This is a genomic window from Alteromonas sp. D210916BOD_24, from assembly GCF_047159385.1.
In the GTDB taxonomy this organism is placed as follows: Bacteria; Pseudomonadota; Gammaproteobacteria; order Enterobacterales; family Alteromonadaceae; genus Alteromonas.
In genome coordinates this window covers 3,377,425-3,401,795 of the sequence record NZ_AP038333.1, presented here as the reverse complement: position 1 = coordinate 3,401,795, position 24,371 = coordinate 3,377,425, and the positions used below count along the sequence as shown (strand labels likewise).

Annotated in this window: 21 protein-coding genes; 13 read left to right on the top strand and 8 right to left on the bottom strand. The window is 45.8% G+C overall.

Features of this window, described 5'->3' with window-relative positions:
- Window positions 1-8: 8 nt before the first annotated feature.
- The 8 genes from ACMCM8_RS14765 to ACMCM8_RS14730 all read left to right on the top strand — a co-directional run bounded on the left by ACMCM8_RS14765 (window position 9) and on the right by ACMCM8_RS14730 (window position 8,331).
- Window positions 9-629: an energy transducer TonB gene (locus tag ACMCM8_RS14765; RefSeq protein WP_412723354.1), complete on the top strand. Its 621-nt coding sequence runs from the start codon at window positions 9-11 to the stop codon at window positions 627-629.
- 28 nt (window positions 630-657) lie between these two features.
- A complete protein-coding gene (locus tag ACMCM8_RS14760) occupies window positions 658-2,037 on the top strand; it encodes a tetratricopeptide repeat protein (RefSeq protein ID WP_412723353.1) in 1,380 nt (459 codons plus the stop codon).
- 230 nt (window positions 2,038-2,267) lie between these two features.
- Window positions 2,268-2,867, top strand: a complete 600-nt coding sequence (locus ACMCM8_RS14755) for a PepSY-associated TM helix domain-containing protein (protein ID WP_412723352.1) — start codon at window positions 2,268-2,270, stop codon at window positions 2,865-2,867.
- Between the two features lie 45 nt (window positions 2,868-2,912).
- Window positions 2,913-3,443 carry a DUF2271 domain-containing protein gene (locus tag ACMCM8_RS14750; protein ID WP_412723351.1) on the top strand — a complete coding sequence of 177 codons (531 nt, stop codon included), beginning with the start codon at window positions 2,913-2,915 and terminating at the stop codon, window positions 3,441-3,443.
- A gap of 58 nt (window positions 3,444-3,501) precedes the next feature.
- A complete protein-coding gene (locus tag ACMCM8_RS14745; protein ID WP_412723350.1) occupies window positions 3,502-4,335 on the top strand; it encodes a DUF4198 domain-containing protein in 834 nt (277 codons plus the stop codon).
- Window positions 4,336-4,367: 32 nt separating this feature from the next.
- Window positions 4,368-5,723: an NADPH cytochrome P450 oxidoreductase family protein gene (locus tag ACMCM8_RS14740; protein ID WP_412723349.1), complete on the top strand. Its 1,356-nt coding sequence runs from the start codon at window positions 4,368-4,370 to the stop codon at window positions 5,721-5,723.
- A 217-nt stretch (window positions 5,724-5,940) separates the two neighbouring features.
- On the top strand, window positions 5,941-7,023 hold the full coding sequence (locus ACMCM8_RS14735) for a CNNM domain-containing protein (protein WP_412723348.1): 1,083 nt from the start codon (window positions 5,941-5,943) through the stop codon (window positions 7,021-7,023).
- Window positions 7,024-7,161: 138 nt separating this feature from the next.
- Window positions 7,162-8,331 (top strand): energy transducer TonB, encoded by a 1,170-nt coding sequence (locus ACMCM8_RS14730; RefSeq protein WP_412723347.1) that lies wholly within the window; start codon window positions 7,162-7,164, stop codon window positions 8,329-8,331.
- 38 nt (window positions 8,332-8,369) lie between these two features.
- On the opposite strand, the gene ACMCM8_RS14725 is transcribed toward ACMCM8_RS14730, so the two are convergent.
- From ACMCM8_RS14725 to pdsR, 6 genes are all read right to left on the bottom strand, one after another.
- Window positions 8,370-9,584, bottom strand: coding sequence for a hypothetical protein (locus tag ACMCM8_RS14725; protein ID WP_412723346.1), 1,215 nt, complete (start codon window positions 9,582-9,584; stop codon window positions 8,370-8,372).
- Complete coding sequence (locus ACMCM8_RS14720; protein WP_412723345.1) at window positions 9,584-10,246, bottom strand: methylamine utilization protein; 663 nt, start codon at window positions 10,244-10,246, stop codon at window positions 9,584-9,586. Before ACMCM8_RS14720 ends, ACMCM8_RS14725 begins: the two co-directional genes overlap by 1 nt.
- A 141-nt stretch (window positions 10,247-10,387) precedes the next feature.
- Window positions 10,388-11,068, bottom strand: a complete 681-nt coding sequence (locus tag ACMCM8_RS14715) for a Fe2+-dependent dioxygenase (RefSeq protein ID WP_412723344.1) — start codon at window positions 11,066-11,068, stop codon at window positions 10,388-10,390.
- A gap of 31 nt (window positions 11,069-11,099) precedes the next feature.
- Window positions 11,100-13,406: a TonB-dependent receptor gene (locus ACMCM8_RS14710; protein ID WP_412723343.1), complete on the bottom strand. Its 2,307-nt coding sequence runs from the start codon at window positions 13,404-13,406 to the stop codon at window positions 11,100-11,102.
- Window positions 13,407-13,531: 125 nt separating this feature from the next.
- Entirely contained in the window at window positions 13,532-15,712 is a 2,181-nt protein-coding gene (gene pdsS / locus ACMCM8_RS14705) for a proteobacterial dedicated sortase system histidine kinase (protein WP_412723342.1), read from the bottom strand.
- 24 nt (window positions 15,713-15,736) lie between these two features.
- Entirely contained in the window at window positions 15,737-16,426 is a 690-nt protein-coding gene (pdsR, locus tag ACMCM8_RS14700; protein ID WP_412723341.1) for a proteobacterial dedicated sortase system response regulator, read from the bottom strand.
- A 341-nt stretch (window positions 16,427-16,767) separates the two neighbouring features.
- On the opposite strand from pdsR, the gene pdsO reads away from it, so the two are divergent.
- The 4 genes from pdsO (at window position 16,768) to trmB (ending at window position 20,385) form a co-directional block, all read left to right on the top strand.
- Entirely contained in the window at window positions 16,768-17,526 is a 759-nt protein-coding gene (pdsO, locus tag ACMCM8_RS14695; protein WP_412723340.1) for a sortase-associated OmpA-like protein PdsO, read from the top strand.
- A gap of 394 nt (window positions 17,527-17,920) precedes the next feature.
- On the top strand, window positions 17,921-18,847 hold the full coding sequence (locus ACMCM8_RS14690; RefSeq protein WP_412723339.1) for an ABC transporter ATP-binding protein: 927 nt from the start codon (window positions 17,921-17,923) through the stop codon (window positions 18,845-18,847).
- 75 nt (window positions 18,848-18,922) lie between these two features.
- Entirely contained in the window at window positions 18,923-19,717 is a 795-nt protein-coding gene (locus ACMCM8_RS14685) for an ABC transporter permease (protein WP_412723338.1), read from the top strand.
- Window positions 19,717-20,385 carry a tRNA (guanine(46)-N(7))-methyltransferase TrmB gene (trmB, locus tag ACMCM8_RS14680; RefSeq protein ID WP_412723337.1) on the top strand — a complete coding sequence of 223 codons (669 nt, stop codon included), beginning with the start codon at window positions 19,717-19,719 and terminating at the stop codon, window positions 20,383-20,385. Before ACMCM8_RS14685 ends, trmB begins: the two co-directional genes overlap by 1 nt.
- Window positions 20,386-20,430: 45 nt before the next feature.
- Here the strand turns inward: trmB and ACMCM8_RS14675 are convergent, their stop codons facing one another.
- Entirely contained in the window at window positions 20,431-21,162 is a 732-nt protein-coding gene (locus tag ACMCM8_RS14675; protein ID WP_412723336.1) for an EAL domain-containing protein, read from the bottom strand.
- A gap of 432 nt (window positions 21,163-21,594) precedes the next feature.
- On the opposite strand from ACMCM8_RS14675, the gene panP reads away from it, so the two are divergent.
- Window positions 21,595-23,232 carry a pyridoxal-dependent aspartate 1-decarboxylase PanP gene (gene panP / locus ACMCM8_RS14670; RefSeq protein ID WP_412723335.1) on the top strand — a complete coding sequence of 546 codons (1,638 nt, stop codon included), beginning with the start codon at window positions 21,595-21,597 and terminating at the stop codon, window positions 23,230-23,232.
- A gap of 289 nt (window positions 23,233-23,521) precedes the next feature.
- On the opposite strand, the gene panC is transcribed toward panP, so the two are convergent.
- Window positions 23,522-24,370, bottom strand: a complete 849-nt coding sequence (gene panC / locus ACMCM8_RS14665; RefSeq protein WP_412723334.1) for a pantoate--beta-alanine ligase — start codon at window positions 24,368-24,370, stop codon at window positions 23,522-23,524.
- Window position 24,371 lies beyond the last annotated feature (1 nt).

Below are 24,371 nucleotides of genomic sequence, written 5' to 3'. Positions count from 1 at the left end.
AAAATGTGATGAAACACAACCTTCAACCTTCTCTACTTAGCGGTGCAGTGCTCGTTAGCGCACTTGGTGTGATGTGGTTGGGGCACTTTCTGTCTGATTTACAGCCCGACACTTTGGTGGTGCGCAAATTAGACATAGCGGTAACGCCACCACCACCGCCACCCCCCCAAATGCAACATGTTGTAGAAGAAACTGAGCTTGTTATGCAAGTCGAAGGCAGTGGCGCAGCCATGACCCTGGCAGAACTAAGCGTTGAGCCAGATATTCAAGTGCCTAAGCCTGATATGCCTAATGTCAGGGTTACCCATTCCCAATGGGATATGCCTGACATTGAGTTAGAGGCTTTTGGCCTTGGAGAACTGGACTCCAAACCTACGCTGCTCACGCCAGTCAAAATACGCTTTCCTAAACGACTTAAAAAGCAAGGCATAAAGCGGGTAATTGTAAAGCTCGACGTCATTATTGATGAGCATGGCAACGTAAAGCTGATGGATATTGTCGAGAACCCGCACCACGAGCTCAATAAAGAAATTATGCGCTTTGTTAAGGCCAGTAAATTTACATCGCCTTACAAAGAAGACGAAGCGGTGAAGGCGCGTTTTATCTGGCCCGTCGTTATAGAGGCCTAATAGAAGCTAAAGAATGTAGAGGTTGATTGTGACAAGTTTTAAGAAGATTACCGCCGTAGCTTTTCTTAGTTGGATGGTGAGCGGTTTGGCTTTTGCTAAGCCGGCAAGTGCAAAAATAATAGTGGATCTGGAAGAACCGAATTGGCGGTTTGTGTTGCGTCAGCATCATGGCGACCCTCATCGTGAGCGTATATCTCGTGAAGAGGGGGAGTTTATTGGCAGTATTCAGGCCGACTTACAAGCGGGCAATTATTCGCAGGTCGCTAATGCATTTGCGGCGCAGGATATTGCTCAGTTTAGTCCGCGCTTGCGTGAGTTATACGGCCAAGTGCTATTGAATGAGAAAAACTACGCGCTTGCAGAAAAAGTATTATTAGACGTTATCGATGCCATGCCACATTTTCCTTCTGCGCACAGAAGCTTGAGTATGGTGTATTTGATGACTGATAAAATATCCCAGGCACGTACCCATTTAACTAAAAGCGTAGAGCTAGGTATTCAAGATGCCCAGCTCTTTGGTCAATTGGCCTATACCAACGTGCAGCTGGGCAAACCGGTCACGGCGATCAGCGCTTATCAAAATGCGTTAATGCTCGAACCTGAAAACAAGCAGTGGTATCAAGGTTTACTGTTCGCGCTTATAGAAAGTAATGCACTTGCTCAGGCAGAAAGTTTGTTAAGCGAAATGCTCATTGATGATGAAAACAATACGCAACTGTGGCTTCAGCGCGGGCAAATAGCGTTAAAGCAGGGGGACATGGTAAAGGCGCTGAGCAGTTTAGAAACGGCGTTGGCGTTAGGCGATAGTTCACTGTCGAATTTAATTTCAGTGGCTAAGTTACATGTATCTGACGGCAGTGCACGCCGTGCCGCTGACATACTCGCGCAACACGCGAATACGTTTATTTCTGATAACACTGGTGAAGGCTTTGACGCTTACTCCAAAATAGCGGCTTACTTAGCGGCCAATGAGCAATGGTCTGATCTAAGCAAATTAACGCAAGCAGCCGACAATAACGTGAAAAAGCTAACGACCTCTCAAGCAGCCACGCTTAACGTACTTAAAGCCCAGTTGGCCATGGGCAAAGGGCAGAGCAAAACAGCGATTTCCCTGTTAACTAAAGCCATTGCTGACGCCCCTGACAATGGTGAGGCGCTGTTGTCTCTCGCTTCACTCTATCGTCAACAGAACAATGTAGAACGTGCCAAAATGACCTATCTACGAGCTGAATCACTCTCCGATGTTAAGCAGAGAGCTATGCTTGGACGTGCGCAAATTGCCATTGATCAGCGTCAGTACCCAGATGCACTTACGCTTTTACGGCAAGTCTATAAATCGTACCCGTCTCGCTCTGATTTACTCGGCAATATCCAGTCTTTGGAAAACCTCGTGAAGAACACCATGTGAAATACATGACACTTCCAAGTCTCCAAGGCTATGTAATTGCTTCTCATTAGCGTTTTTTTTGGGACTACGCCTGCGTGAGAAATGAAGCAACGCTTAAAGGTCGTTGCGCAAACAATACAATAATGAGAATAAATCTCATTTACATTGAAAAGGGTGGAAATATCTGTATTATCTAGCCCGATGAAATTGATGGCTAACACGGCGAAATACAGAGAGTTAGTAAACAAATTATGAGTTTTTCTTTAGGCGGTATCCGCCAATGGCATTGGATTAGTGGCGCAGTCTGCTTAGTTGGAATGTTGTTATTCGCTGTAACGGGGATCACGCTAAATCATGCAGCAGATATTCCAGCCAATAGAACGGTGACATCTACACAGACAAGTTTGCCACAAACGGCACTAGATAAGTTGGTGTCTCTGGAAGCCGGTGATATTCAAATACCAGGCGAACTGGTTGTGTTTATGCAGTCAGTTGAAGGAATTACAGTACCTTCATCGGTGATGGGCGAATGGGATGGCGTTGAATTCTACGCCGCGTGGCCAGGACCTGGAGAAGATAGTTGGATTGCAGTAGATGCTGAACTTGGAACGGTAACTTTTGAAAGCATTGATAGAGGATGGATATCGTATTTCAATGACCTTCACAAAGGGCGGAATACAGGTAATGCATGGCGTTGGTTTATCGATATCTTTGCGGTTACCTGCATTATTTTTAGTGTCACAGGGCTGCAATTGTTAATGCGTCATTCAAAAACGCGTACGTCTACCTGGCCCATTACAATGCTCGGCGTGTTGATCCCGTTTGTCATTATTTTACTGTTTGTGCACTAGCGGGCTGCTACTTGCACTTTCCTCTCAATTTTAAGGAGTGTTTACATGAAAATGCCAAAAGGTGCAGTTATCGCATCGACTTTTTTCAGCCTGATATTTGCCTCTGGCACTATACACGCCGCGAGCCAAGCCAAACTTGACGTAACTCTGCCTCAACTTGATGTGGCTGAATATCATAAACCCTATGTAGCTGTGTGGATTGAAGACAGCAAACGTAAGGCTACTCAGGTTGCCGTATGGTACGACGTGGAAATGCGAGAAGACAAAGGTAAAGAATGGCTTAAAGATTTGCGCCAATGGTGGCGTCGCGGTGGACGCAGCCTGGATTTGCCTTATGACGGGCTTACCAGTGCAACCAAAGGCCCCGGTGATTACAGCCTCGATTCACAACTCAATAAGGCGCTAGATGAATTACCTGAAGGTGAATACACACTACGCGTAGAAGCATCACGGGAAGTGGGGGGACGTGAAGTGTTGTCACTGCCATTTTCATTGCCGCTGTCTGCTGCATCTTTGCCGGTAGAAGTGAAAGGAAATTCAGAACTTGGGCGTGTGGTACTGCGTCTGGAAGACTAGTCTGAGGACAGTTGAATTCGAAACACGCTCATATCTGGAGATCAAATAAGAGGATTTTATGAAAAAACTATCAATAAAAGCATCAGCAATTGCACTCGTGGCTACGCTTGCCGTTTCATTTTCAGCCAGTGCACATCGCGCGTGGCTACTTCCAAGTTCGACTGTACTTTCAGGCGAAGACGCTTATGTTACGTTCGATGCTGCCATTTCTAATACTATTTTCCATCCTGATCATTTTGCTATGAATGCCAGTAACTTAGTGGTTAAGTCGCCACAAGGTGAAGCGCTAGAAGTAGAGAATATGGCACGCGGTAGATACCGTACTACTTTCGACTTGAAGCTGACACAAGAAGGTACCTATAAACTCTCTTCAGCAAGCAGTGGGATCCGCGCGTTTTGGCGTGACGAAGAAGGTAAGCGCAAGATGTGGCCTGGACGCGGCGAAGAGTATAAGCCTGAAGAGTTTGCAACGGCAGTGCCGAAAAAAGCTAACGATCTACGCGTGATGCAAAGCTCTCGTCGAGTAGAGACCTTTGTTACCCTTGGTGCACCCTCTAACAAGGTATTTTCACCTGATAACGTCGGCCTTGAACTCGTGCCAGTCACTCACCCCAATGACTTATTTGCAACGGAGACCGCGACATTTAAATTGCTTATTGATGGTGAGCCAGCAGTTGGTGCTGAAGTGGAAGTTGTACGCGGCGGTATGCGCTATAGAAATGACCAGGAAACGATTAAAGTGACCGCTGACAAAAAGGGGCAGATTGAGATTACCTGGCCACAAGCGGGAATGTACTTTGTCGAAATTGGCTATCAGGACGATAAAGTGAAAAAGCCGGCAACCATACGTAGCGGTAGCTACTCAGGTACCTTTGAAGTACTCCCTCTTTAACTGTTTGATTAAACCATAGCTTAGTAAAAATCATGACAGAAACGCACCGTCTATCCATAGCATTGTTAGTTATTGGCCTTTATGTGATTTGGGTAGCGGTGTTGTATTTAAAACAAAAAAAGCGAAACACGTATTCGGTAAAGGGGGAAGAGACCCTTATCGTTTATGCCAGTCAGACCGGCACCGCAGAAAAAGTCGCCCGCGCAAGAGCAGCCGCGCTTGCTCAACAAGAACAAACGTCGGTGATATCCATGGCTTCGTTAAAACTTAATGCACTAACTGACGTATCAAAAGTCATTTTTGTAGTGAGTACCTATGGTGAAGGCGAGCCACCTGATGCGGGCAGAAACTTCAGTAAAGCACTAAAAAAAGCGTCATCGAATCATTCGAATTACTTGTCGCACCTGTCTTTTGAAGTAGTAGGTTTAGGCGATAAACAATATGCCGCATTTTGCCAGTTTGCGGTCACTTTGTTCGACAGTATTGTTGCGTTGGGGGGCCGTGCCCTGTCACCGCTTACCACACTGGATTCAGGGAAAGGGGAGCATTTATCCTTGTTGCGTGCTTTACCAGAGGATACCGAACATCCTACTCATGCTTTTACCCTTAATAAGCGGACTCAATTAAATACGCCAGATGAGGTATCCAATACCACTTCTCCAGCGCTCTATGGCTTGTCTTTACATATGGACAGCAATGAGAATGTTGCCAAACAAGATGCTCATGAGCAATGGGAAGCGGGGGATGTGCTGGAAGTGTTAATTACACAACACGCAGAATCAGCGATGGTAAGCAGAAGTTACACTATTGCTTCGGTACCACAAGAACGAGATATGAAACTTGTTGTAAGGCAAGTAGTAAAGGACGATGGACAACTTGGGCTAGGATCTGGCCTCTTAACGCAAAACCTATCGTTGTCAGAATCAGTTCGCGGGTACATCCGTAAAAATACCAGTGCAATAATTACCAATACGCAATGCCCACTTATTTTAATTGCCGCGGGTAGCGGCATTGCTGGTGTGCGTGCTCAGCTTGCGAAACGCGCACTACTCGAAAATGCGGGACTAGTTTGGATTTTCTTTGGTGAGCGTCAGCCTAGTCAAGATGACGTGCTTGATAAAACGCTGTCGCCTTTTCATCACAGCGACTGTATTTATAAAAAGTCAGTGATTTTCTCCCGACAGGAAGGTGGCGGTTACGTTCAACAACGGCTAATTGAACAGTGTGAAGAGGTTAAGTCGTTTTTAGGCGAACACGGACAAGTTTATGTTTGTGGTCATTTTGAAGGAATGGGGCAAGGTGTTGATAAGGCATTGCAGACCATATTGGGTACAGCGGGTTATCAAGCTTTAAGGGAGCAGTCTCGCTATCATCGAGACCTTTATTAATAAGCGCAAAAGTCTGGGTGAAACGTTGTCTTTGCATTAGACGTTAATCAACGCAATTCATTATGTTAGATTTTTAAATATAGTAGGGCCTGTTTCCATTATTATATTCCGCATAGGGATGTGCGCTTGTATCTCGTGTCCCATACCCCATAATAGACAGTCTATCTTTATAAAATACAAACGTGTTTCGCAAATTCGAAGCGCTTGGAATTAATACATGTTTTTACTGATCGTGTACGTATTTATCGCATTGGGCTTTTCATTTCTTTGCTCAATTGCAGAGGCGGTAATATTGAGCGTGTCTTCTGCCTATATTTCTGTACTCGAGAAAGACGGAAAGCCTAGTGGAGCACTGCTTAGAGAGCAGACTGACAATATCAATACGCCACTTTCTGCTATTTTAACCCTTAACACCATTGCCCATACTATGGGCGCAGCGGGAGCCGGTGCGCAAGCGGCAGCCGTGTTTGGTGAAGCTTACCTAGGTTTGATTTCAGCAGTGTTAACGTTATTAATCCTGATATTTTCTGAGATCATTCCGAAAACATTAGGGGCAACGTATTGGCGATTGCTTGCGCCTGCAACTGCTTACTTTTTAAAGTACCTGTCCATAACACTGAAACCCTTTGTTAAAATGTCGGAATTACTTACCAGAGGCTTTAAAGAAGACAGTCCATTGAGAGGGCTCAGTCGAAGTGAGCTCCATGCAATGGCAGAATTGTCTGGTCAGGAAGGGCAACTGGCGAATCACGAGGCAGCGTTTTTACAAAGTTTATTGAGTTTGCATGAGCTTAAGGTGAAAGATGCTATTACACACAGAACTGCACTGTTTTCTGTGTCTGAATCAATGACAGTTGAAGCCTTTTTTCACAAGCATGCCAGTATTGAGTTTTCACGGATCCCCGTCTACGAGGCCAATGATTCTGAAAACATCACAGGCTTTGTCATGCGTTCGGATTTGTTGGTTGCACAAGCCCGTGGAAATACCGAAAAACCGCTGTCTGAATATGCCAAGGATATGGTGACCGTACTCAACACCATGCCTTTATCGGTAACTTTTGACCACTTTATTCATAAGCATGTGCATATGCTATTGGTGGTAGACGAATACGGCGGACTAGAAGGCGTTTTGACCCTTGAAGACTTGTTGGAGCGGTTATTGGGTGTAGACATCGTTGATGAAAAAGATACCACTGTGAGTATGCGGCGCTTAGCGAAGATGATGATGAAACGCAAAGAGCAAATGATGGTAAAAAATGTACCTGATGCCGCGCTTGAAAAGCACAATAAAAAGCCTTAACTTTTACAATATTGCGCGGGTATATAGATTTTTGAATTAAAGGATCTCGCGCTAAATGCACACTTAAAATCTACAGAAACCAGAATATGAGGCGCGCCTAAGTTAAGGATGCTACATACAAAATTACGGATGATCATAATGAAATACTCAACAGAACAACAATCCCCTGTCCATTCGTCACGCTTAGTAAAGCGTTTTCCAAAAGTGCAGCACATAGTCGCCTTATTAGTACTCAGTGGTATGAGTTTAAACAGTGTCGCACAAACTCTGTCGCTTCCCTGCGATGAAGCAGAAGAAAAAGTAAAAGCGCAAACGTCAGAGGACGAAGTCGCTCTGATCAGTGCTTTTCAACCTGCTCGCCCTCTAAAACGCATCGATCCTGATTATCCCGTGGAAGCTGCCAAGAGAGGACAGGAAGGTTGGGTACAAATGAGTTATGTCATTGACGAAGAGGGGCGTGTCCAAGACCCGGTAATCGAAGATTTTAGCGGCAGTAGAGCGTTTAAGCGTAAAGCACTGAACGCCATTAAGCGCTGGACATTTGAGCCTGCTATGAAAGACGGGAAACCCACACAGCAATGCCATCAGGCGGTTCAGTTCGATTTTGCATTAGGTGGAAAAAGAGGCGCGACACGCAGCTTTATAAAAAAATATAAAGAAATTGATGCAGTTTACCGTACAGGAAATTTCGCTAAAGCGGATGAGGCCCTACTTCGATTAAAAGACGACAATACACTAAACCGCTATGAAAACGCATGGTTGTGGAATTTAGATGCGCAAATTGCCAGTGGTCTAAAAGACTGGTCACGTGAATTGAGTAGCTATTCACGCATGCTTCCCAGTCATAGAGGCATCGGTAAGGGTGACAATGTATTTGGTGACGAACACATTGCTTTCGTTCACCAAAGAATGGGGCTGATTGCCAGTCAATTAGGACAATTTGCTAACGCGCTGACCTATTTCGACCGTTTAGCGGCTATGGAAAACCAGCAAAAGAGACTCGAAGAAATTAAGCCATTAGTGGAAGAAATTAACGCGCATATTAACTCAGACACCGCGCTCAATATACCTGTGACCATTGGAGAGCAAGGAAGTTGGTTCCACACCTTGATAAGGAATCAGTTTGCTTTTGCCAACATTGAAGGTGAGCTAGACACAGTGGAAGTGCGCTGTGAGTCACATCGTGAGAAATTTACCGTGGCTGAAGATCATATCTGGCAAATTCCACCTAGCTGGGGGCAGTGCAGAGTGCTTGTGGAAGGCAAAGACAGTACTAGGTTTAATTTAGTTGAAATAGCGGGAAGCTAGCGGCAAAGCAATACACGTAGCTTTATTTGAAAAGGTGGTCAAAGTCGTAGCGTCAACGCCAGTTGGGCAAGGCGCTCGGTATAGTTCCTACTGCTTTGGAAAAACCGCAGATTATCTTGTTCACCCTGGTTGATTTGCCATTCTAGGGTGACAGCCGCGTTATCTGTAAGCTCATAACGGGCACTCAATGTCAATGCGCTACCCTGACTGTCATTTGGGTCATACATAGTGACGTCTTTGTCGAGTACTTGATACCAATCAAGGCGGGCTGCAAATGCCATTGAGCCAGTTTCATAGGCTCCGGCAATATAAGCACTGTGAAAGTCATTGTTAACAAAGTCCTTGCCCATCACCGTATTTCCTGAAAGGGCTTGAGCAAAAAACGTTAGCTTAGGCGTACTCATATAACGCAAGGTGACAGAGTGAAAACGAGTTTGCCATGCATAAAGACGATCGGGGTCGACTTGTGTGGGATCGGCATTGTTGTCGTAGTAGTAATATCTCAGTTCGCTGGTACGTTTGTGCGCGAGGTGTGCACCGATGTAGTAGCCAATTCGACCATCAATTTCACGAAAGGGATCGGTCCAGGCCGGCGCGTTTAACTTGTCATCATCAACTACCCCTGGGATGGGTAAAAAATTGATTCTGTCATTGTACAGAGACTGCCTGTCATGCAATGCAAACCCCCTCCACGATAGCAGAGTGCCAATAGTATCGTTCCCTTTAAACAGACTGCCCGTCACTTTCCAGGACCAGTTGCGTCTAACCTGACGACCATTTTGCCTTAAGCTGAATTCAATACCGCCAATACGCAACTCCTCACCTAACCAGCTATTAATCGCTGAGTTGGATAAAAAGTGGGGAGACAGCCAGCCCATATCGGTGTTTTCGGCTGATATCTGAGGATAAAACGCCCCGACTTTAACCTCACTTTTTATCGAAGCAGCTGTCAAAGGGCGGTATTTAACATAAAGCTGTGATAGCCCAACAGGTTGTTCCCCGTCGCCATAACCGTTGAGTACACCTGCAATAGACACGCCGTGCTCCAGATGATACTCACCCGCAACCACGGCCTGGGAAAGGTGGAGGCCATTTTTTTCAAAGCGCTGATGTCCTACTGCGTGCTGTTGAAAGCTGTTTTCCTGATGTTGCGAAACACTGGTTCCACGCAGTAAAAGCTGGGTATCGGCCAGTCCACACGCTGGTACTACTATTCCAATAATTGCTATTGCGGTTCTGTAAATATTTGTCATCAGTAATCACCAAAACCCGACTGAAAGCCGTCATCATCAGGTAGAGCATTGTCAAGCTGCCAAGTTACTCTCATATTTTCATGTACAGAGAGGATTTTTTTGGAAAAGAGGCGGCTGTTTTCAACAAGAGGGTGCCAGAACGTCACCTTGTAATCCCCTCTTGGTAGTTCTATGGCGATGTCGCCCTCATTGTTTGTTTTAGCAAAGAACGGCGAGTTGGCGACGACGATATACCCCAACATCCAATCGTGAATATTGCAGCCGATATCCACGATGCCAGGTTCATCAAAAGTCAGTGGCTGAGCAGTGAATTCTTTGTAGAGTTTGAGTTCGAATTGTTTGGTGGGGGAAAAAGAGTAAACGTGGTGGAACAGGTTGTCGGCATTGGGGAATGAGATTTTTGTTCCCGTTCGAACCACTAATACATGAGGGACAAACTGTTTATTTATTTGATTCATTACGGCAGGCGGATGTTGCGGCAGCGCGGCAGAATCAACTTCAAACAAGGGCTCAAAAATAAATACCGCATTTTCGACTTTATTGATGTCGGCATCTACTAATTTGATCTCAACGGTCATCAAGGTATCAGCAGGAAGTTGCGCTTGAGCAACCTGAAAGAGTAAACACATGGACATCGCCAGTGTGGTCAAAAACTTCTTCATAATCGAGTCACATTCACTGTACTGCTAATTTATATTGAGGCCCTCATGTAAAGGAGCACATCAACAGGCTCTAAGACCTGAGTGTAAGTCGAATAATTGTGCTAATGCAAACTTCTGTGGTGGCGCAAACTTGAATGCCTGTTAGACAACAGCGAATTTACGAATAAGGTTGTGATAAATGTGATGAAGCTGGTCGAGTTGTTCGCGACTTGCACTGTCACTGTTTATGAGAGATTGGATGCTTTGATCGAGCTGATAAAGGTTTTCTCGCATTTGTTGGTCACTGACCATACTTTGCATCCAAGTAATGGCTGCAATGCGCTCGCCTTGTGTAACGGGTGTCACTTTGTGCAGGCTGGAGGAGGGATATAACACCGCGCTTCCCGCTTCACACTTTATGTGCTGCTCACCAAAACCCGTTTGGATAACCAACTCGCCCCCTTCATACTCATTCAGCTCGGATAAGAACACTGTCATCGACATATCACTTCGCAAGACGTCAGGAGTAGAAGGAATGCGCATTATCGCGGCATCTACGTGGTAACCATAGGTTTGTGATTCGCTATAGCGATTAAAACACGGTGGAAAAATGCGATGAGGCAGGGCACCAGAAACCACCTGAGGGTGGTTTCCTAGCTTGGCTAGCAAAGCGTTAGCAAGTTGCTTAACCTGTTCGTGCTGTGCATCTGCCTGACCATTATTTTTAACTCCTGCTGCCATACCCATTGCCGTACCCTTGCCATCGACAAAAGGGACGTGAGCCAGCTGGGCACGAAACTGTGCCACTTCATCTTTAGACAGTAAGTTTTCAATAATAATCATTTTTCAACGCATCTCTTCGCTTAGTTAGCCATTAAAACTCGTAGCTTACTGTCGCGGTGACATTTCTGCCATCGCCGATGTACATGAATGAGCCAGAGCGATAAGCCGCAGTCCAGTATTCCTTGTCAAATAGGTTACCTACGTTAACTCGGAAAGTTAATGACTCTGAGTAGTAGTAGTTAGCAAATAAGTTAACCACTTCATAGTCAGGCACGACAATAGAGTATTCACCAGTATCGGCATTGTAACCCGCTGCCGTGTCAGGCTGACCACCGAACATTTCTGATTGGTAGCTATAATCGCCCCCAAATGCGAACTTCTCGTTTGGCTGATAACGCATTTGAATATAGAAGCTCTCATCGGCAAAGTTACTCAGTGCCAGACCTACATTGGCGTCATTGTACGATTTTAGTACTTCTGAATCCATGAAGGCCGCCGACGCCTGAATACTGAATTTTTCTGTGATGTCTCCACTTACGCCAAACTCCACACCTTCAACGCGGTTCTCACCGGTGTTTAACGTACCTAGGGTCGAATAAGAATCACCAACGCTTTCGTGAACGTCACTCTTGGTGATGCGGAAGATTGCCGCATTGGCCACTAATTTCTTATCGAACAATGCCCACTTTGTGCCTAGTTCGATATTTTCTACCTGTTCAGGATCGGCTTGCGCCGCTTGTTCAGGTGTGCCGCAAAGACCGCCGTAACCACAGTTCGCACCTAGATCAGACTCACCGCCATTGATATTAGTAGCCGTGCTGTACGACGCGTAAAGATTACCGTTTTCTGTCAGTTCGTATACTAAGCCTAAGTGACCGTTGTACAGGTCGTCTTCAAAAGCGTACAACTGATCGCCGCCTCTACCTGAAGTGGCATTGGTGTAGTCATAACTGTCTGCACGCAAACCGAAGAACACATCAAAACTGTCCGTCAGTTCAAAGGTATCCATAACGTACACAGAGTAGGTTTCGATATCATAAAGGGCATCAGCGTCGCCACGGGTATAACTTCTACCCATCAAGCCGCCAATGTTGTCTACGGCTTCTTGGTTGCCATCTAAAATACAGTAGCTTTCTGAAACGCCACGTCGGCCTCCCACCAAACAGTTAGTAGGGTTGGTGTTTTCAACACTAAATACACCGTTGTCTACTGACTCGTCGGTGTACTCAAAACCAAATACCAAGCGGTGATCCAGGCCTAAGAACGGCGTATCCCAAAACAGGTTAAATTGCGTGGTAACATAATCTACGTCCTGCCAACCTTGGTGAGTGCTCAGTGTAAGCGTATATGCACCGGGTGCCACAGGATCAGTTGCATCGCGATTGGTACCGCGCATACCTGTCGTAATGTATTCATTTTCTGTTTTACCAAAGCGGGTGGCATTATAGAAACGCACGTTATCGCTAATATCGTATTCAGTGCGCAGGGTAAAAGTGGTCACTTCAGAATTTAAGAAGTCCTCATCCTGAGCGTACACGGGAATGTTTTCTAGCGGGCGACCGGAATCACGATCATAGTAACTACCAAGGTCGGGTCTGTCTTCTGCGTCTAAATAGTACACATCACCGGTAAACGACAAACGGTCAGTAGGTTGAAGTACATAAGACAATTGAAGACCGTTGCGATCCCTTTCGATATCTTCACGTCCTGGTTTATCTTCAGCAGAGATCAGGCCATTGATACGTACAGCACTGTTTTCGGTAAGTGTTTTGTTTAAATCAACGGTTAGACGAGTATGCTCATCTGTACCCAGTGCTGCATCAACACGGCCAAAGTTGTAAGCAGTCGATGCTTTTTTGGTGATAGAGTTGACGGCACCACCTGAAGAACCGCGGCCAGCAAATGTAGAACTCGGGCCCTTTGTGATTTCTACCCTTTCGGTGGCAAAACTTTCACGTGTAGTCATACCCGGGTCGCGAAGACCATCGACAAACACATCGCTGCGCGCTTCATGACCACGGATAATATAGCGATCACCAAAAGCATTACCGTTCTCACCGGTACCCAATGTAACCCCAGCTTGTGCCTGAAGAATGTCTTTAAGGTCTGTTCTGCCGCTTTCCTGAATTTGATCCTGGGTAAGAACGCTAATGGTTTGAGGCGTGTCTACTAAGTCTGCAAGGCGGCGAGGATCACCTGATTTGTCATACCGGTATATAGACTGTTGTACACCGTGAATACGGATGAGCTCAATTGCATCTTCATCAGGCATCGTACATTGTGCAGAGGTCTTTTCTTTACATTCTGCGGTGGTGTCTTGCGCAAATACGGCGGTATTACCAAATGCCAGAGCAGCAGCAATGGTTTGTGCGCCCATAGCCAGCTTTTTGTTCTTCATAGTGTCTTTCCATGTGTGTGTGTGGACGATGAATTTTAGAGAAGGGTAATGTTTATGTAAATATAAATGATAAGTGTTATCAATAAAACTTAATGAAAGGAGTGTTAAGTTTTTCTTAAATATTGTCACATTGCCTTATAAAGTGGGAAGGTAGCGGTCACAGTAACCCCCGATTTATCGGGGTTATCAGCCAGAGAAAGCGACCCTTTGTGAAAAAGCATAATGACAGTGGCGATGTAAAGTCCCAAACCTAAGTGAGGAGAGTGCGTACTATTTTGATGTTCATTTTCTTTTCGTACTGACACCATAGACTGCAGTAGTTGATTCTTCATCCCTTGTGGTAATAGAGGACCGGGGTTGCTAACGGTTAATAATACACGCTTGTCCTTTATATAAAGATGAATGGTGATGTCACTGTTTGCTTTGCTGAAATCTACAGCATTGGAGACTATTTTATCGAACAGCTGGGCCACCAATTCCGGTGAGCCATTGATCGATATAACGTCTTGAGATGGGGTAAACAACCAGTTTCTTTGTGAATAGGTATGCCGATAGCCTTCTACACAGCCAGCAATGACTTCCACAATATTAAAGGGCTCTGGATCCTCGTGTGCGATGGCTTGCTCAAGGCGGGTGGCTTCACTCATGCTATTGAGAATAGTACTTAACCGATTGACACCTGATTGGGCCCGTTCAATAAAAACGTCTGGTTGATTTTTGTCGTGAGTATTGGCCAACATATCCAAAGAAGATTTAACCACTGCAATAGGCGTGCGCAATTCGTGAGACAACCGCGATGCCATGTTTTCTAAGTAAGAATTGTATTGCTGTAGGCGAGCAAGTACGTCAGAGAAGGAGCGGGACAAATCGCCAATTTCATCTCGCTGGTTAGAAACGGGCAAGGTGCCGACAATTTTACCATTATCGTCAATAACCGCTTCGGTATGGTCGCGAAGGGCGCGAATACGGCTCGAAATACGACTAGCAAAAGCCAGCAGACCCAGTGTACCCAACAGCATAACCGCCAAAATAACGTGAAAAAGCTGCTCTAATGCCCGGTTTCGCAATGTGCGAATGCCGTTTGTGGTTTGTTCGACTACCACGGCGCCCATGACATTTCCTTCAATAAAAATCGGGTAGGCTGCCGAGAGAATAATGGCTTTATTATCGGGGGAAAGCCGCCACAGTGAGTCGGGTTGACCGTTTAAAGCCGTTCCGAGATCTTCTCCAATTAACGCATAGGCATCGTCCAGTTCATCAATGAAATCGGCGGGTGGTTTAGTCAAAATATGATAATAAAGGGGTAGTAACCATTCACTTTCTAGCCACTGCCACAATGCATTTGATGTGGGCGTGGGAGGAGACACTTCGATACCCGTGGCCGATTGAATGTCGCCTGCGCGGGCGAGTACGCGTTTGTGTTTATCCACCACCCATACGCGAGAATCAGCGTATTTAAGACCCGCTAAAATGCGTTCAATTTCAGGTGAAGGGGTGATAACCGTTCCCAGTTCCGATAGCGCTTTGGTATTGGCCGTACCTAACGCATATTGTTTAATACGCGACACGGGGTCATCTACATCAACCAAAGAGAAGGCCAGTCCGCCTGTGGTCATAGAAAGGGGAAAGCGCAATTCGATGTTGTATCCATGCGCGGTTTCCTGCCAACGCCCTTGAATAGACAGGGCATTTTCTATAGCACGGGTGGCGTCAGAATTGCTGGCCAGTTTGTATGCATTCACCCAGCCACTTTCATAAGGTGCCACCACGTATCTGACCAAATCACCTTGTGCGGTTTCTAATCCAATTAACAGGTGATCACCGGTTTCTACGCTAAGGCTATTGGGGCGTCGCCAAAGCAGCGTATCGTCGTGGACCTCGAACATGGCGTAAAGGAACTGGCCATAGCGCCCCACCATGTGATTGAACGACAAGCTAACCGGTTCTCCCTGCCGATTGTTGTAGTATTCAATGACTTGCTCACTTGAATATTCGCTGACTAACTCTATAACCTGTTGCCAGTCATTGAGCTCGCCGTCTAAGCGAATAGGTGATGGAATGGGCGGCGCGTATAAATCCGTGCCAGGGCGAACATCTTGTAAGTATGCAGATTGGCTATCAAAGAGTGCTGGTCGTTCATGAAGTGCCGTCGCCACAGCACGGGCTGTGCCTATCATGGTTTGTTCCTGACCGTTGCGTAAGTATTGTTCTAACTCCCATACATACTTGTACCCCAGATAGGGAATTGTGAATAGGAACAGTGATAAAAGCAGTAACTGCAGGCGAATTGAGAACCGAAACCGCATAAATAAAAATTTCCCAGACCAGCGTTATAGCTGCCAGCGATAGCCCATCCCATAGACGGTATCGATATGGTCAAAATGGGGATCGATTTGTACAAACTTTTTGCGCATGCGTTTAATGTGCGAAGTTATTGTCGTGTCGTCTACCACCATACGCGATTCGTCCATTAATTGCTGGCGGCTTTTGACATGGCCAGGGCGTTTTATAAGGGCATGAAGCATCCAAAACTCTGTCACCGTCAGCAGTACCGGAATATTTTGCCAACTGACTGTCATTCTCGATACATCGACTTTTAACTCACCTACTTTGAGTTCGTCTTTTTGTTGCGCGGGCGCTGAGAGTAAATCGGTACGGCGAAAAAGCGCAGCTATTCTCGCTAACAGATGCGCCATACTAATGTCTTTGGTAAGGTAATCATCGGCGCCCATGCGCAACCCACTAATGGTATCAACATCATTGTCTCGGGCAGTAAAAAAAATGATGGGGAGGGTTTGAGATAATCCGCGAAGTTGCTGGCACAGCATAAAACCACCTTCTATCTCGTCTTTAAGACCGATATCAATGATCGCCAAGTCTGGTAATGAATGATTGAACGCTTCTGCAGCAGAGGGTCGGTCTTCAAATGCGTTTACGTTATAGCCCTGGGCTTTTAACGCCACAATGTAATTTTCTCTAATCGCGACATCATCTTCAACTAATGCGATGGTTTTAGGCATACCTTTTTCCGTAATTCATTATCTGGGTTTACTCACTGTCCACACTATACCTTTGAACTTCGGCCTTTGCTTAAGTTCGACATAAAATCCACAAGCCTGCCTCATTTACGCCATATTTTAAATTTTGTGCCACAACATTTCCCTTATCTCTCGGCTTTTTTGCCATGTCCTGATGATTAACTACTCATGGTTAGGTACAGCTAAGTCCCGCTTGGGCGGGAGAAGTGCCCAGCCGCTAGCTCACTGCAAACTTTTACCCTTTGCGCTGTGCGTGATACCCAATGGCTTCACGCCATGGTATTTCCCAACGACGCACAGCGCTTTTTTTTACACGAGGAGTCATGATGACATCACACAAATCACTGAAATTTATCTGGTTGATGGGGCTAACAGTAGTTTCTATTAATACCGTCTCAGCAGCGACTATGTCGGAAGATGCCAGACTCAAAAAAGAACATGAGCAACCCCCCTCCTCACAAGCTGCCGTTATTGGACTGGGAAGTGGTATTGTACTTGGCGCTGTGGTGGCCGGTCCCGCTGGCGCAGCTATTGCGGGTTTTCTTGGTGCGTTAGTGGGCGAAAACACTGCACAGAATGACGCGATTAATGAATTGAGTACCCAGTTGAGTCACAGCCACAAAGATAATGCTTGGTTAACGGCTGAGAATCAGACCTTGCAACAACAACTGCAATTCACCCAGGTGAGTTATGAAGAAGAACTGATGCAAATACCTTCACCTACATTACAAAGTAGTATCCAATTTAAAACGGGTTCAGTAGTGGTTGAGCCACTTTATACCGAGCAACTCGCTTTGATAGCAAGCGCGTTGAAAGGGAATGACAAGCTGACTGTTCGGTTAACGGGGCAGGCTGACAAGCGTGGTGACGCGCAATTCAATCAGGCCTTGTCGATGCAACGTGCGTTAAGTGTTAAGAAAAGCCTTACCGAATTAGGCGTCAGTAGCGAGCAAATTATGTTAGTCGCAGTAGGTGAGTCGCAAAGTAAACAAACCGAACACGAGGGGATATTTTTTGACAGGAAAGTTGAAATTGAAATCGCCGAGCGCGCTCATATGCTCATGAGCAGCAATACACAATAGCATTTAGCAACCTCAGGCATTTCTCTTCTACATATTTTTTTGCCATTGTCTCGAAAGTATAATAGCGTTACCTAATGCGTTAGGTGACGTTTCCTATTTTAGTACCATGGAGAAATATCAAGCGTTACACAAGAGAAGGGTGTGTTACCCACCCTGTGCTGTCTATGTGTCGTTGGGTTCAATTATGGTCACCAGTCAGTATCACTAAGGCTTGAAATTAGGCCCGTTTATACCCACTTACAAAGCGGTAGCTAATCGCTAAAAACACTCGCTAAGTCGCGCATGTATTCTAATCACAGTGGGTTTTACGTTACACTTGTTTCGACAAGTGTCCGAAAGGCGCTTGCCTCTCACCAGTTTAGATGAGCAGTATCAATCACAACACGGGCAAATCATGAAAGCGTTGGATATTAAAGGGTTAACAAAAACCTATAAGGGTGGCGTTCAAGCACTAAAAGGTGTCGATCTTACTGTGGAACAAGGTGACTTTTTTGCTTTGTTAGGCCCAAACGGTGCAGGAAAATCCACTACTATCGGTATTATTAGTTCTCTGGTAAATCAAACTGCGGGCCAGGTGTCAGTATTTGGCTATGATCTCACCACTGAAAAAGAACTCGCCAAAGCTTGTATTGGTCTAGTTCCGCAAGAATTTAACTTCAATCAGTTTGAAACCGTACTGCAAATTGTACTGAATCAAGCAGGGTACTATGGCGTACCCAGAAGCGTGGCGAAAGAGCGCGCGAAAAAATATCTCGCACAGCTCGATTTGTGGGAAAAGCGCAATGCGCGTGCACGGGAACTGTCGGGCGGCATGAAGCGACGCCTTATGATTGCGCGTGCGCTAATGCACGAACCGAAATTGCTTATCTTAGATGAACCTACAGCCGGTGTGGATATTGAAATTCGCCGTTCCATGTGGAGTTTCTTAGAAGAAATAAACCGTGCGGGGATCACTATCATACTAACCACCCATTATCTCGAAGAAGCCGAAATGCTGTGCCGCAACATCGCCATTATTAACAAGGGAACGATTGTTGAAAATACCAGCATGAAAGCCTTGCTCTCAAAACTGAGTTTAGAAACCTTTGTACTCGATATAAAAGTTAACCAAGAAACAACAACACCCCGTTTAACAGGGTTCGAATATCGCCTGATAGACGATCACACATTGGAAGTCGATGTCGAGAAAACCGAGGGGCTAAACCCAGTTTTCGCGCAATTGAGTGAGCAAGGCATCCAAGTGATGAGTATGCGAAATAAATCTAACCGACTAGAAGAGTTATTTGTGCGTCTGGTTGAATCGGCCAAACAAGCAAGTTAACACGCCTTGGCGTAGCTAAAAGGTAAACGCACCTCTTCTTCGGTATTACAACCAGTGAAAACAGAAGTCACAGACATGAATACACAACAAAATACCAGTTGGTTAAAGCAAAATTACGTTGCCCTTACCACAATCTGGATTAAAGAGTGCACGCGCTTTTTGCGAATTTGGGTACAAACCCTGGTGCCGCCAGCCATTACAATGAGCCTTTATTTTGTCATTTTCGGTAGCCTTATTGGTAATCGAATTGGTGAGATGGGAGGCTTCACCTATATGGAGTTCATTGTACCTGGCCTGATCATGATGTCGGTAATAACCAACTCTTACGCGAATGTGTCATCATCGTTTTTTAGCGCTAAATTCCAGCGCAATATTGAAGAATTGCTGGTGTCTCCCGTGCCTACATCTGTGATTATTTTAGGTTACGTCGGGGGAGGCGTAGCACGTGCTATTTTAATTGGGATCATAGTGACATTAGTGTCGCTATTTTTTGTCGATGTGCAAATTCATCACTTGGGCATTATTGCGCTTACCTTATTACTTACTTCCACATTATTTGCCACCGCAGGATTAATTAATGCGGTGTTTGCAAAGACCTTTGACGACATCAGTGTTGTACCGACTTTTGTGCTGACGCCGTTAACCTATCTAGGAGGTGTGTTTTACTCACTGTCTCTACTTCCAGAATTCTGGCAGTGGGTAAGTAAGGCCAACCCTGTAGTGTATATGGTGAATGGTTTCCGCTATGGGTTCCTTGGCGTGTCAGATGTGAACGTTACACTTTCGCTGGTATTGCTGGTGGGCTTCAATGCGCTGCTATTCAGTGTGGCGTACTACCTTCTTAAAACTGGTAAGGGTATTCGCAGCTAATGAGCAATGGAAATTCACGGGAAATTACCACGTCCCAGTTAGGTATTCACGATAAACTAGATGAGTTAGTAAAGAAGTATCAACAGAGCGAAAACAAGCGGCCAATCAGTGCGCATACGCAACAAGCGTATGACGAAGTGGATAGTTGGCTTGATGGTTTCAATGGTGAGATCATATTGGATTCGTGTTGCGGGGTAGGGGAAAGTACCGCCAATCTTGCTAAGGCGTACCCCGAGGCACGTGTTATAGGTATTGACAAGTCGGCACTGCGAGTAGACAAGCACGAACACTATCGCGCGCAAAGTGATAATTACCGGGTTGTCAGAGCCGATGTGAATGATTTTTGGCGATTGGTGAGGCAGTCTGATTGGCACGTTTCTCAGCACTTTTTACTTTACCCCAATCCTTATCCGAAAAAAACGCAAGTTCAGAAGCGTTGGCATGCCAGTGCCGCAATGGTGGATCTAATGGCCATCACACCCCATATTGAAGTGCGAAGTAACTGGCTTATTTATGTGTTGGAATTTGCTCAGGCGGCTAAGCACTACGGTGCGCTTTCTAATTTGTCAGAAGTGACTGGAGAGACTCATATGACACCGTTTGAAAGAAAGTATCGCGCCAGTGGTCAAGTCTGTTGGAAACTTCGCTGTTTAAGCGAAGAAGACTAAAACGCAAAATGGAATGCGCCGAACCCTGTTGTGCTTAGTGCACTGCTAGTGGCGATGTTGCGCTTTGCGCACATTTGCCATTGGCGGGCTGAATACATAACCTTGCGCGTAACGAATAGGTAGGCGTTTAACGCGCTCTAATAGGCTTTCGTCTTCTATATGCTCAGCAATGACATTAATACTGTGTTGTTCGCACAATGAAAGCAGGTAATCTACGTATTCACGCACCGCTTCTTGCTCATCATAATGGCGAAATAGGCCACCTGCCAGTTTGATGCCTCTTAAGGGAACATTCAACAACGCTCTTACATCGCCAGGACAAGAGCCCACGTTATCGATAAAAACACCTAAACCTGCAGACATGCTCTGATCGATAAAGGCACCTAATCGCTTCGGATTGGAAAGCGCTGTAGATGCGGTCACTTCAATACTCACCCGTTGTGGATTGGGATAACTGGAGAGATGGGTAATGAGCGTTCGGATCAATTCTTCGTTGTGAAGATCATTGGCCGTGATATTGATATTCCAAGGCACATTAACGTCGCGAAAATAACTGGCGCATTGAACAAACATGTTAGCTGCCAGCGTGTTGACGTGATGTTCCCGCTCCAGTAAGTACAGGAATTCGCTGGGCAAGAAGGTTTTATCGCCTTGGGTTATCAACCTTGCCAAACACTCATAGCGCCATACGCCCTGACTTTGCAAATCAATAATAGGCTGGAAGTAAGGAACAATGTCGTCAAGGGTAAATGCCTCAGAAATTTCACGGATGGGCATAAACAGCCACTCTCACTTTTGCGTATTTATTCATAAATAAAATATAGCACTAAAGCAGCGCAATAGTTTACTAACAATTTACTTAAGTCCTTGCTCAAACGGCGAGTAACTGCTAATACCTGATCGTATGAGGGGGAACAAATTGGCAATATACTGCGATACAACCCCTTTTGCTCCCTTCAACCTCTTGGCGAGAATTGCATTCTGATGTAAAGTGCGTCACCCTGAAAGTGTTGTGATAAGTTTTCAGGTTTGGCAACGAATGGACCATGTCAATGACTAGTCGCCGTACCACAGTCAGAACACAAGGTGTTTAAAGGTACGTGCTAATTAGCATAATAGGAAAGTAGGTGTCAGGCCGGTGTCCACAAAACCGCCTGTTTATTTCGCGTTAGTGAAATGTGTGAATGTTTGATGAGTGAGGTGTGTTGAGTGGGTGAAGCGCAAGTTAGTTTAGAGCACTTGTTTAGGGTCTTTACCAAGCCTGAACACAAAGACTCAAAGCTGGCTCAGATAGAGCAGCATTTATCTGACAACATCCTAGACTTTTTGTCACAGCATGTTGTTACTAAAAAGACATCCCTTGAAGAAATCGAGAAAGACTTTTCTGATTCAAAGGTGCCTGAGTCTCCGGAATTTGTCTCCACACATGCAGAAAGCCTGTTAGATAAGCTTGTTGCACACTCAGTTAATACCTATTCACCTACTTTTATTGGTCATATGACCTCTGCATTACCTTATTTTCACCTGCCGCTTTCCAAGTTAATGGTTGGACTGAATCAGAATCTGGTCAAGATAGAGACGTCTAAAGCTTTCACTCCCCTTGAGCGCCAAGTACTCGGTATGATGCACAACTTGGTCTATGATAAGTCCAAGGCGTTTTACGATGCCCATCTTCACAGCGCTGCCCATTCGTTGGGTGCATTTTGCTCAGGCGGTACTATCGCCAACATTACAGCGCTATGGGTGGCGCGCAACAAGTTGCTAGGTCCACAGAAAGGGTTTAGTGGTGTAGCAAAAGCAGGCTTAGCTGCGGCTTACCGCTTCCATGATATTAACAACCTTGGTGTAATGTGTAGCAAGCGCGGTCACTATTCGCTGTCAAAAGCAGTAGACGTTTTAGGCTTAGGCAGAGAGCAATTAATTACACTTCCTGCACCCCATCAAACCCTGGATCCCGCAAAAGCGTTGCGTGCGGGAAAACGCTATCAAGAAGAAGGCAATAAATTACTTGCCATAGTGGGGGTAGGGGGAACGACCGAAACCGGCCACGTTGATCCCCTTGACGAATTGGCTGATGTGGCAAAGGAACTGGGTTGCTGGTTCCATGTTGATGCAGCGTGGGGCGGAGCGACACTATTCTCATCGCGTTACCGCACTCGCCTTAAAGGCATCGAGCGGGCAGACTCTGTCACCATTGATGCACACAAACAGATGTATGTGCCTATGGGGGCCGGTATGGCGTTGTTTAAAGACCCTCAACATGCCAATGCTGTAAGGCACCACGCGCAGTATATTCTGCGTGCAGGCTCTAAAGATTTAGGTGCCACCACGCTAGAAGGCTCTCGTAACGGCATGGCAATGATGGTGTACTCTGCGCTACATATCTTTGGTCGCAAAGGTTATGAGTTGTTGATAGACAGAAGCATAGATAAAGCGCACGACTTTGCGCAAATGATTGAAAGAGAAAAGGATTTTGAGTTGACCACATCGCCAACCTTATCCTTACTGACTTACCGTGTGTGCCCGGCGGAAGTGCAACAGAAATTAAAGCAGGTGAATGCTAAAACACGCAACGTCATCAACGAAAAAATTGATGCCTTAGTTGTGGCGGTACAAAAGCAGCAGCGGGAAGCAGGTAAATCATTTGTCTCTCGTACGCGATTGGAAGCGCCGGATTACCCTTCACAATGTATTACAGTATTTCGCGTGGTGTTGGCAAACCCGCTGACCAGTCACAATGACTTGGCAACTATATTGGCAGAACAACACCTTATTGCGAAAGGCACCCAAGCGTGGAAAGAGCTCATCGACTTTGTTTCTGACGAGGAATTGCTCGCATCCGCATAATACCAGTCCGCATAGATCATTACCCACTCAGCGAGAGTTAAAATGTTCGTAATCGCGGCGTGTTACCGCAGGTATAGTGGTTCTACATCAAGGTGACACAACAAAGAGTACGGACATTTTAAACTCGCCCTTCGGGAAGGTCTGGCAAGCTTCTGAGTGGGCATTGGTCTATGCGGATTGGTATAAAGTCGCCAACGAATAAAGCCCGAAGTGATTACACACTTTCGGGCTTTTTTGTATTAGTGACTGAGGGTGTTGAGCTTTGTTGCACGGCAACGAAAGCGACCTCTTAGCGATGTATTTGCAGGTTATCTATAAGGCGAGTGGTGCCCATAAACAGCGCGACGACAATCACTAAGTGGCTGTCTTCTACCTTAGCAGGCATAAAGGTGTCGGCGTTGACGATCTTAATATAATCGTTTTTAAACCCAGCCCTTTCAAGTTCAGCAATAGCCGTGGATTCCAATGCGTTCAAGTCGCTCTCACCAGATTCTATGGCACTTTTTATTTTTTGCATGGCTTGATAAATCAAACTGGCGGTCGCCTTCTCTTTGTCAGTGAGATAGCCATTTCTCGAACTCATCGCCAGCCCAGAGCTTTCTCGCTCAGTGGGGACGCCATGCACAGTCACTGGCATGGATAAATCGCGTACTAAGGTGCGGATCACTTGTAATTGTTGAAAATCTTTTTCACCGAAAAAGGCATCATCGGGTTGGACCATATTAAATAATTTGCATACCACGGTAGCCACCCCGCGAAAATGGCCGGGTCGGCTTGCGCCACAAAGTACCTCTGAGATTCCAGGGACTTCTACAAAAGTTTGTGCTGAGAGACCCGCTGGATACATGTCTTTCACACTGGGTAAAAATACCGCGTCAGCACCTTCTGCAATCAGTTTTGCTTTGTCTTGGTCGATAGTGCGAGGGTAGGCGTCCAGGTCTTCGTTAGCGCCAAACTGCATTGGGTTAACGAAAATACTGACAATCACTTTGTCACAGTGCGCTTTAGCGCGCTTCACTAACTTTAAGTGACCATTGTGTAAGTTGCCCATGGTGGGAACAAAACCGACGGTGCAGCCATTGCGCTTCCATTCGCTGATCAATTCGCGCAATAACGGGATACTATCGACAACTTTCATA

What these genes read in the sequence shown, in the direction of transcription:
- ACMCM8_RS14765 (WP_412723354.1), top strand. Translation starts at nt 9, where the DNA reads ATGAAACACAACCTTCAACCTTCTCTACTTAGCGGTGCAGTGCTCGTT.
- ACMCM8_RS14755 (WP_412723352.1), top strand. Translation starts at nt 2,268, where the DNA reads ATGAGTTTTTCTTTAGGCGGTATCCGCCAATGGCATTGGATTAGTGGC.
- ACMCM8_RS14750 (WP_412723351.1), top strand. Translation starts at nt 2,913, where the DNA reads ATGAAAATGCCAAAAGGTGCAGTTATCGCATCGACTTTTTTCAGCCTG.
- ACMCM8_RS14745 (WP_412723350.1), top strand. Translation starts at nt 3,502, where the DNA reads ATGAAAAAACTATCAATAAAAGCATCAGCAATTGCACTCGTGGCTACG.
- ACMCM8_RS14740 (WP_412723349.1), top strand. Translation starts at nt 4,368, where the DNA reads ATGACAGAAACGCACCGTCTATCCATAGCATTGTTAGTTATTGGCCTT.
- ACMCM8_RS14735 (WP_412723348.1), top strand. Translation starts at nt 5,941, where the DNA reads ATGTTTTTACTGATCGTGTACGTATTTATCGCATTGGGCTTTTCATTT.
- ACMCM8_RS14730 (WP_412723347.1), top strand. Translation starts at nt 7,162, where the DNA reads ATGAAATACTCAACAGAACAACAATCCCCTGTCCATTCGTCACGCTTA.
- ACMCM8_RS14725 (WP_412723346.1), bottom strand. Translation starts at nt 9,584, where the DNA reads ATGACAAATATTTACAGAACCGCAATAGCAATTATTGGAATAGTAGTA.
- ACMCM8_RS14720 (WP_412723345.1), bottom strand. Translation starts at nt 10,246, where the DNA reads ATGAAGAAGTTTTTGACCACACTGGCGATGTCCATGTGTTTACTCTTT.
- ACMCM8_RS14715 (WP_412723344.1), bottom strand. Translation starts at nt 11,068, where the DNA reads ATGATTATTATTGAAAACTTACTGTCTAAAGATGAAGTGGCACAGTTT.
- ACMCM8_RS14710 (WP_412723343.1), bottom strand. Translation starts at nt 13,406, where the DNA reads ATGAAGAACAAAAAGCTGGCTATGGGCGCACAAACCATTGCTGCTGCT.
- pdsS (WP_412723342.1), bottom strand. Translation starts at nt 15,712, where the DNA reads ATGCGGTTTCGGTTCTCAATTCGCCTGCAGTTACTGCTTTTATCACTG.
- pdsR (WP_412723341.1), bottom strand. Translation starts at nt 16,426, where the DNA reads ATGCCTAAAACCATCGCATTAGTTGAAGATGATGTCGCGATTAGAGAA.
- pdsO (WP_412723340.1), top strand. Translation starts at nt 16,768, where the DNA reads ATGATGACATCACACAAATCACTGAAATTTATCTGGTTGATGGGGCTA.
- ACMCM8_RS14690 (WP_412723339.1), top strand. Translation starts at nt 17,921, where the DNA reads ATGAAAGCGTTGGATATTAAAGGGTTAACAAAAACCTATAAGGGTGGC.
- ACMCM8_RS14685 (WP_412723338.1), top strand. Translation starts at nt 18,923, where the DNA reads ATGAATACACAACAAAATACCAGTTGGTTAAAGCAAAATTACGTTGCC.
- trmB (WP_412723337.1), top strand. Translation starts at nt 19,717, where the DNA reads ATGAGCAATGGAAATTCACGGGAAATTACCACGTCCCAGTTAGGTATT.
- ACMCM8_RS14675 (WP_412723336.1), bottom strand. Translation starts at nt 21,162, where the DNA reads ATGCCCATCCGTGAAATTTCTGAGGCATTTACCCTTGACGACATTGTT.
- panC (WP_412723334.1), bottom strand. Translation starts at nt 24,370, where the DNA reads ATGAAAGTTGTCGATAGTATCCCGTTATTGCGCGAATTGATCAGCGAA.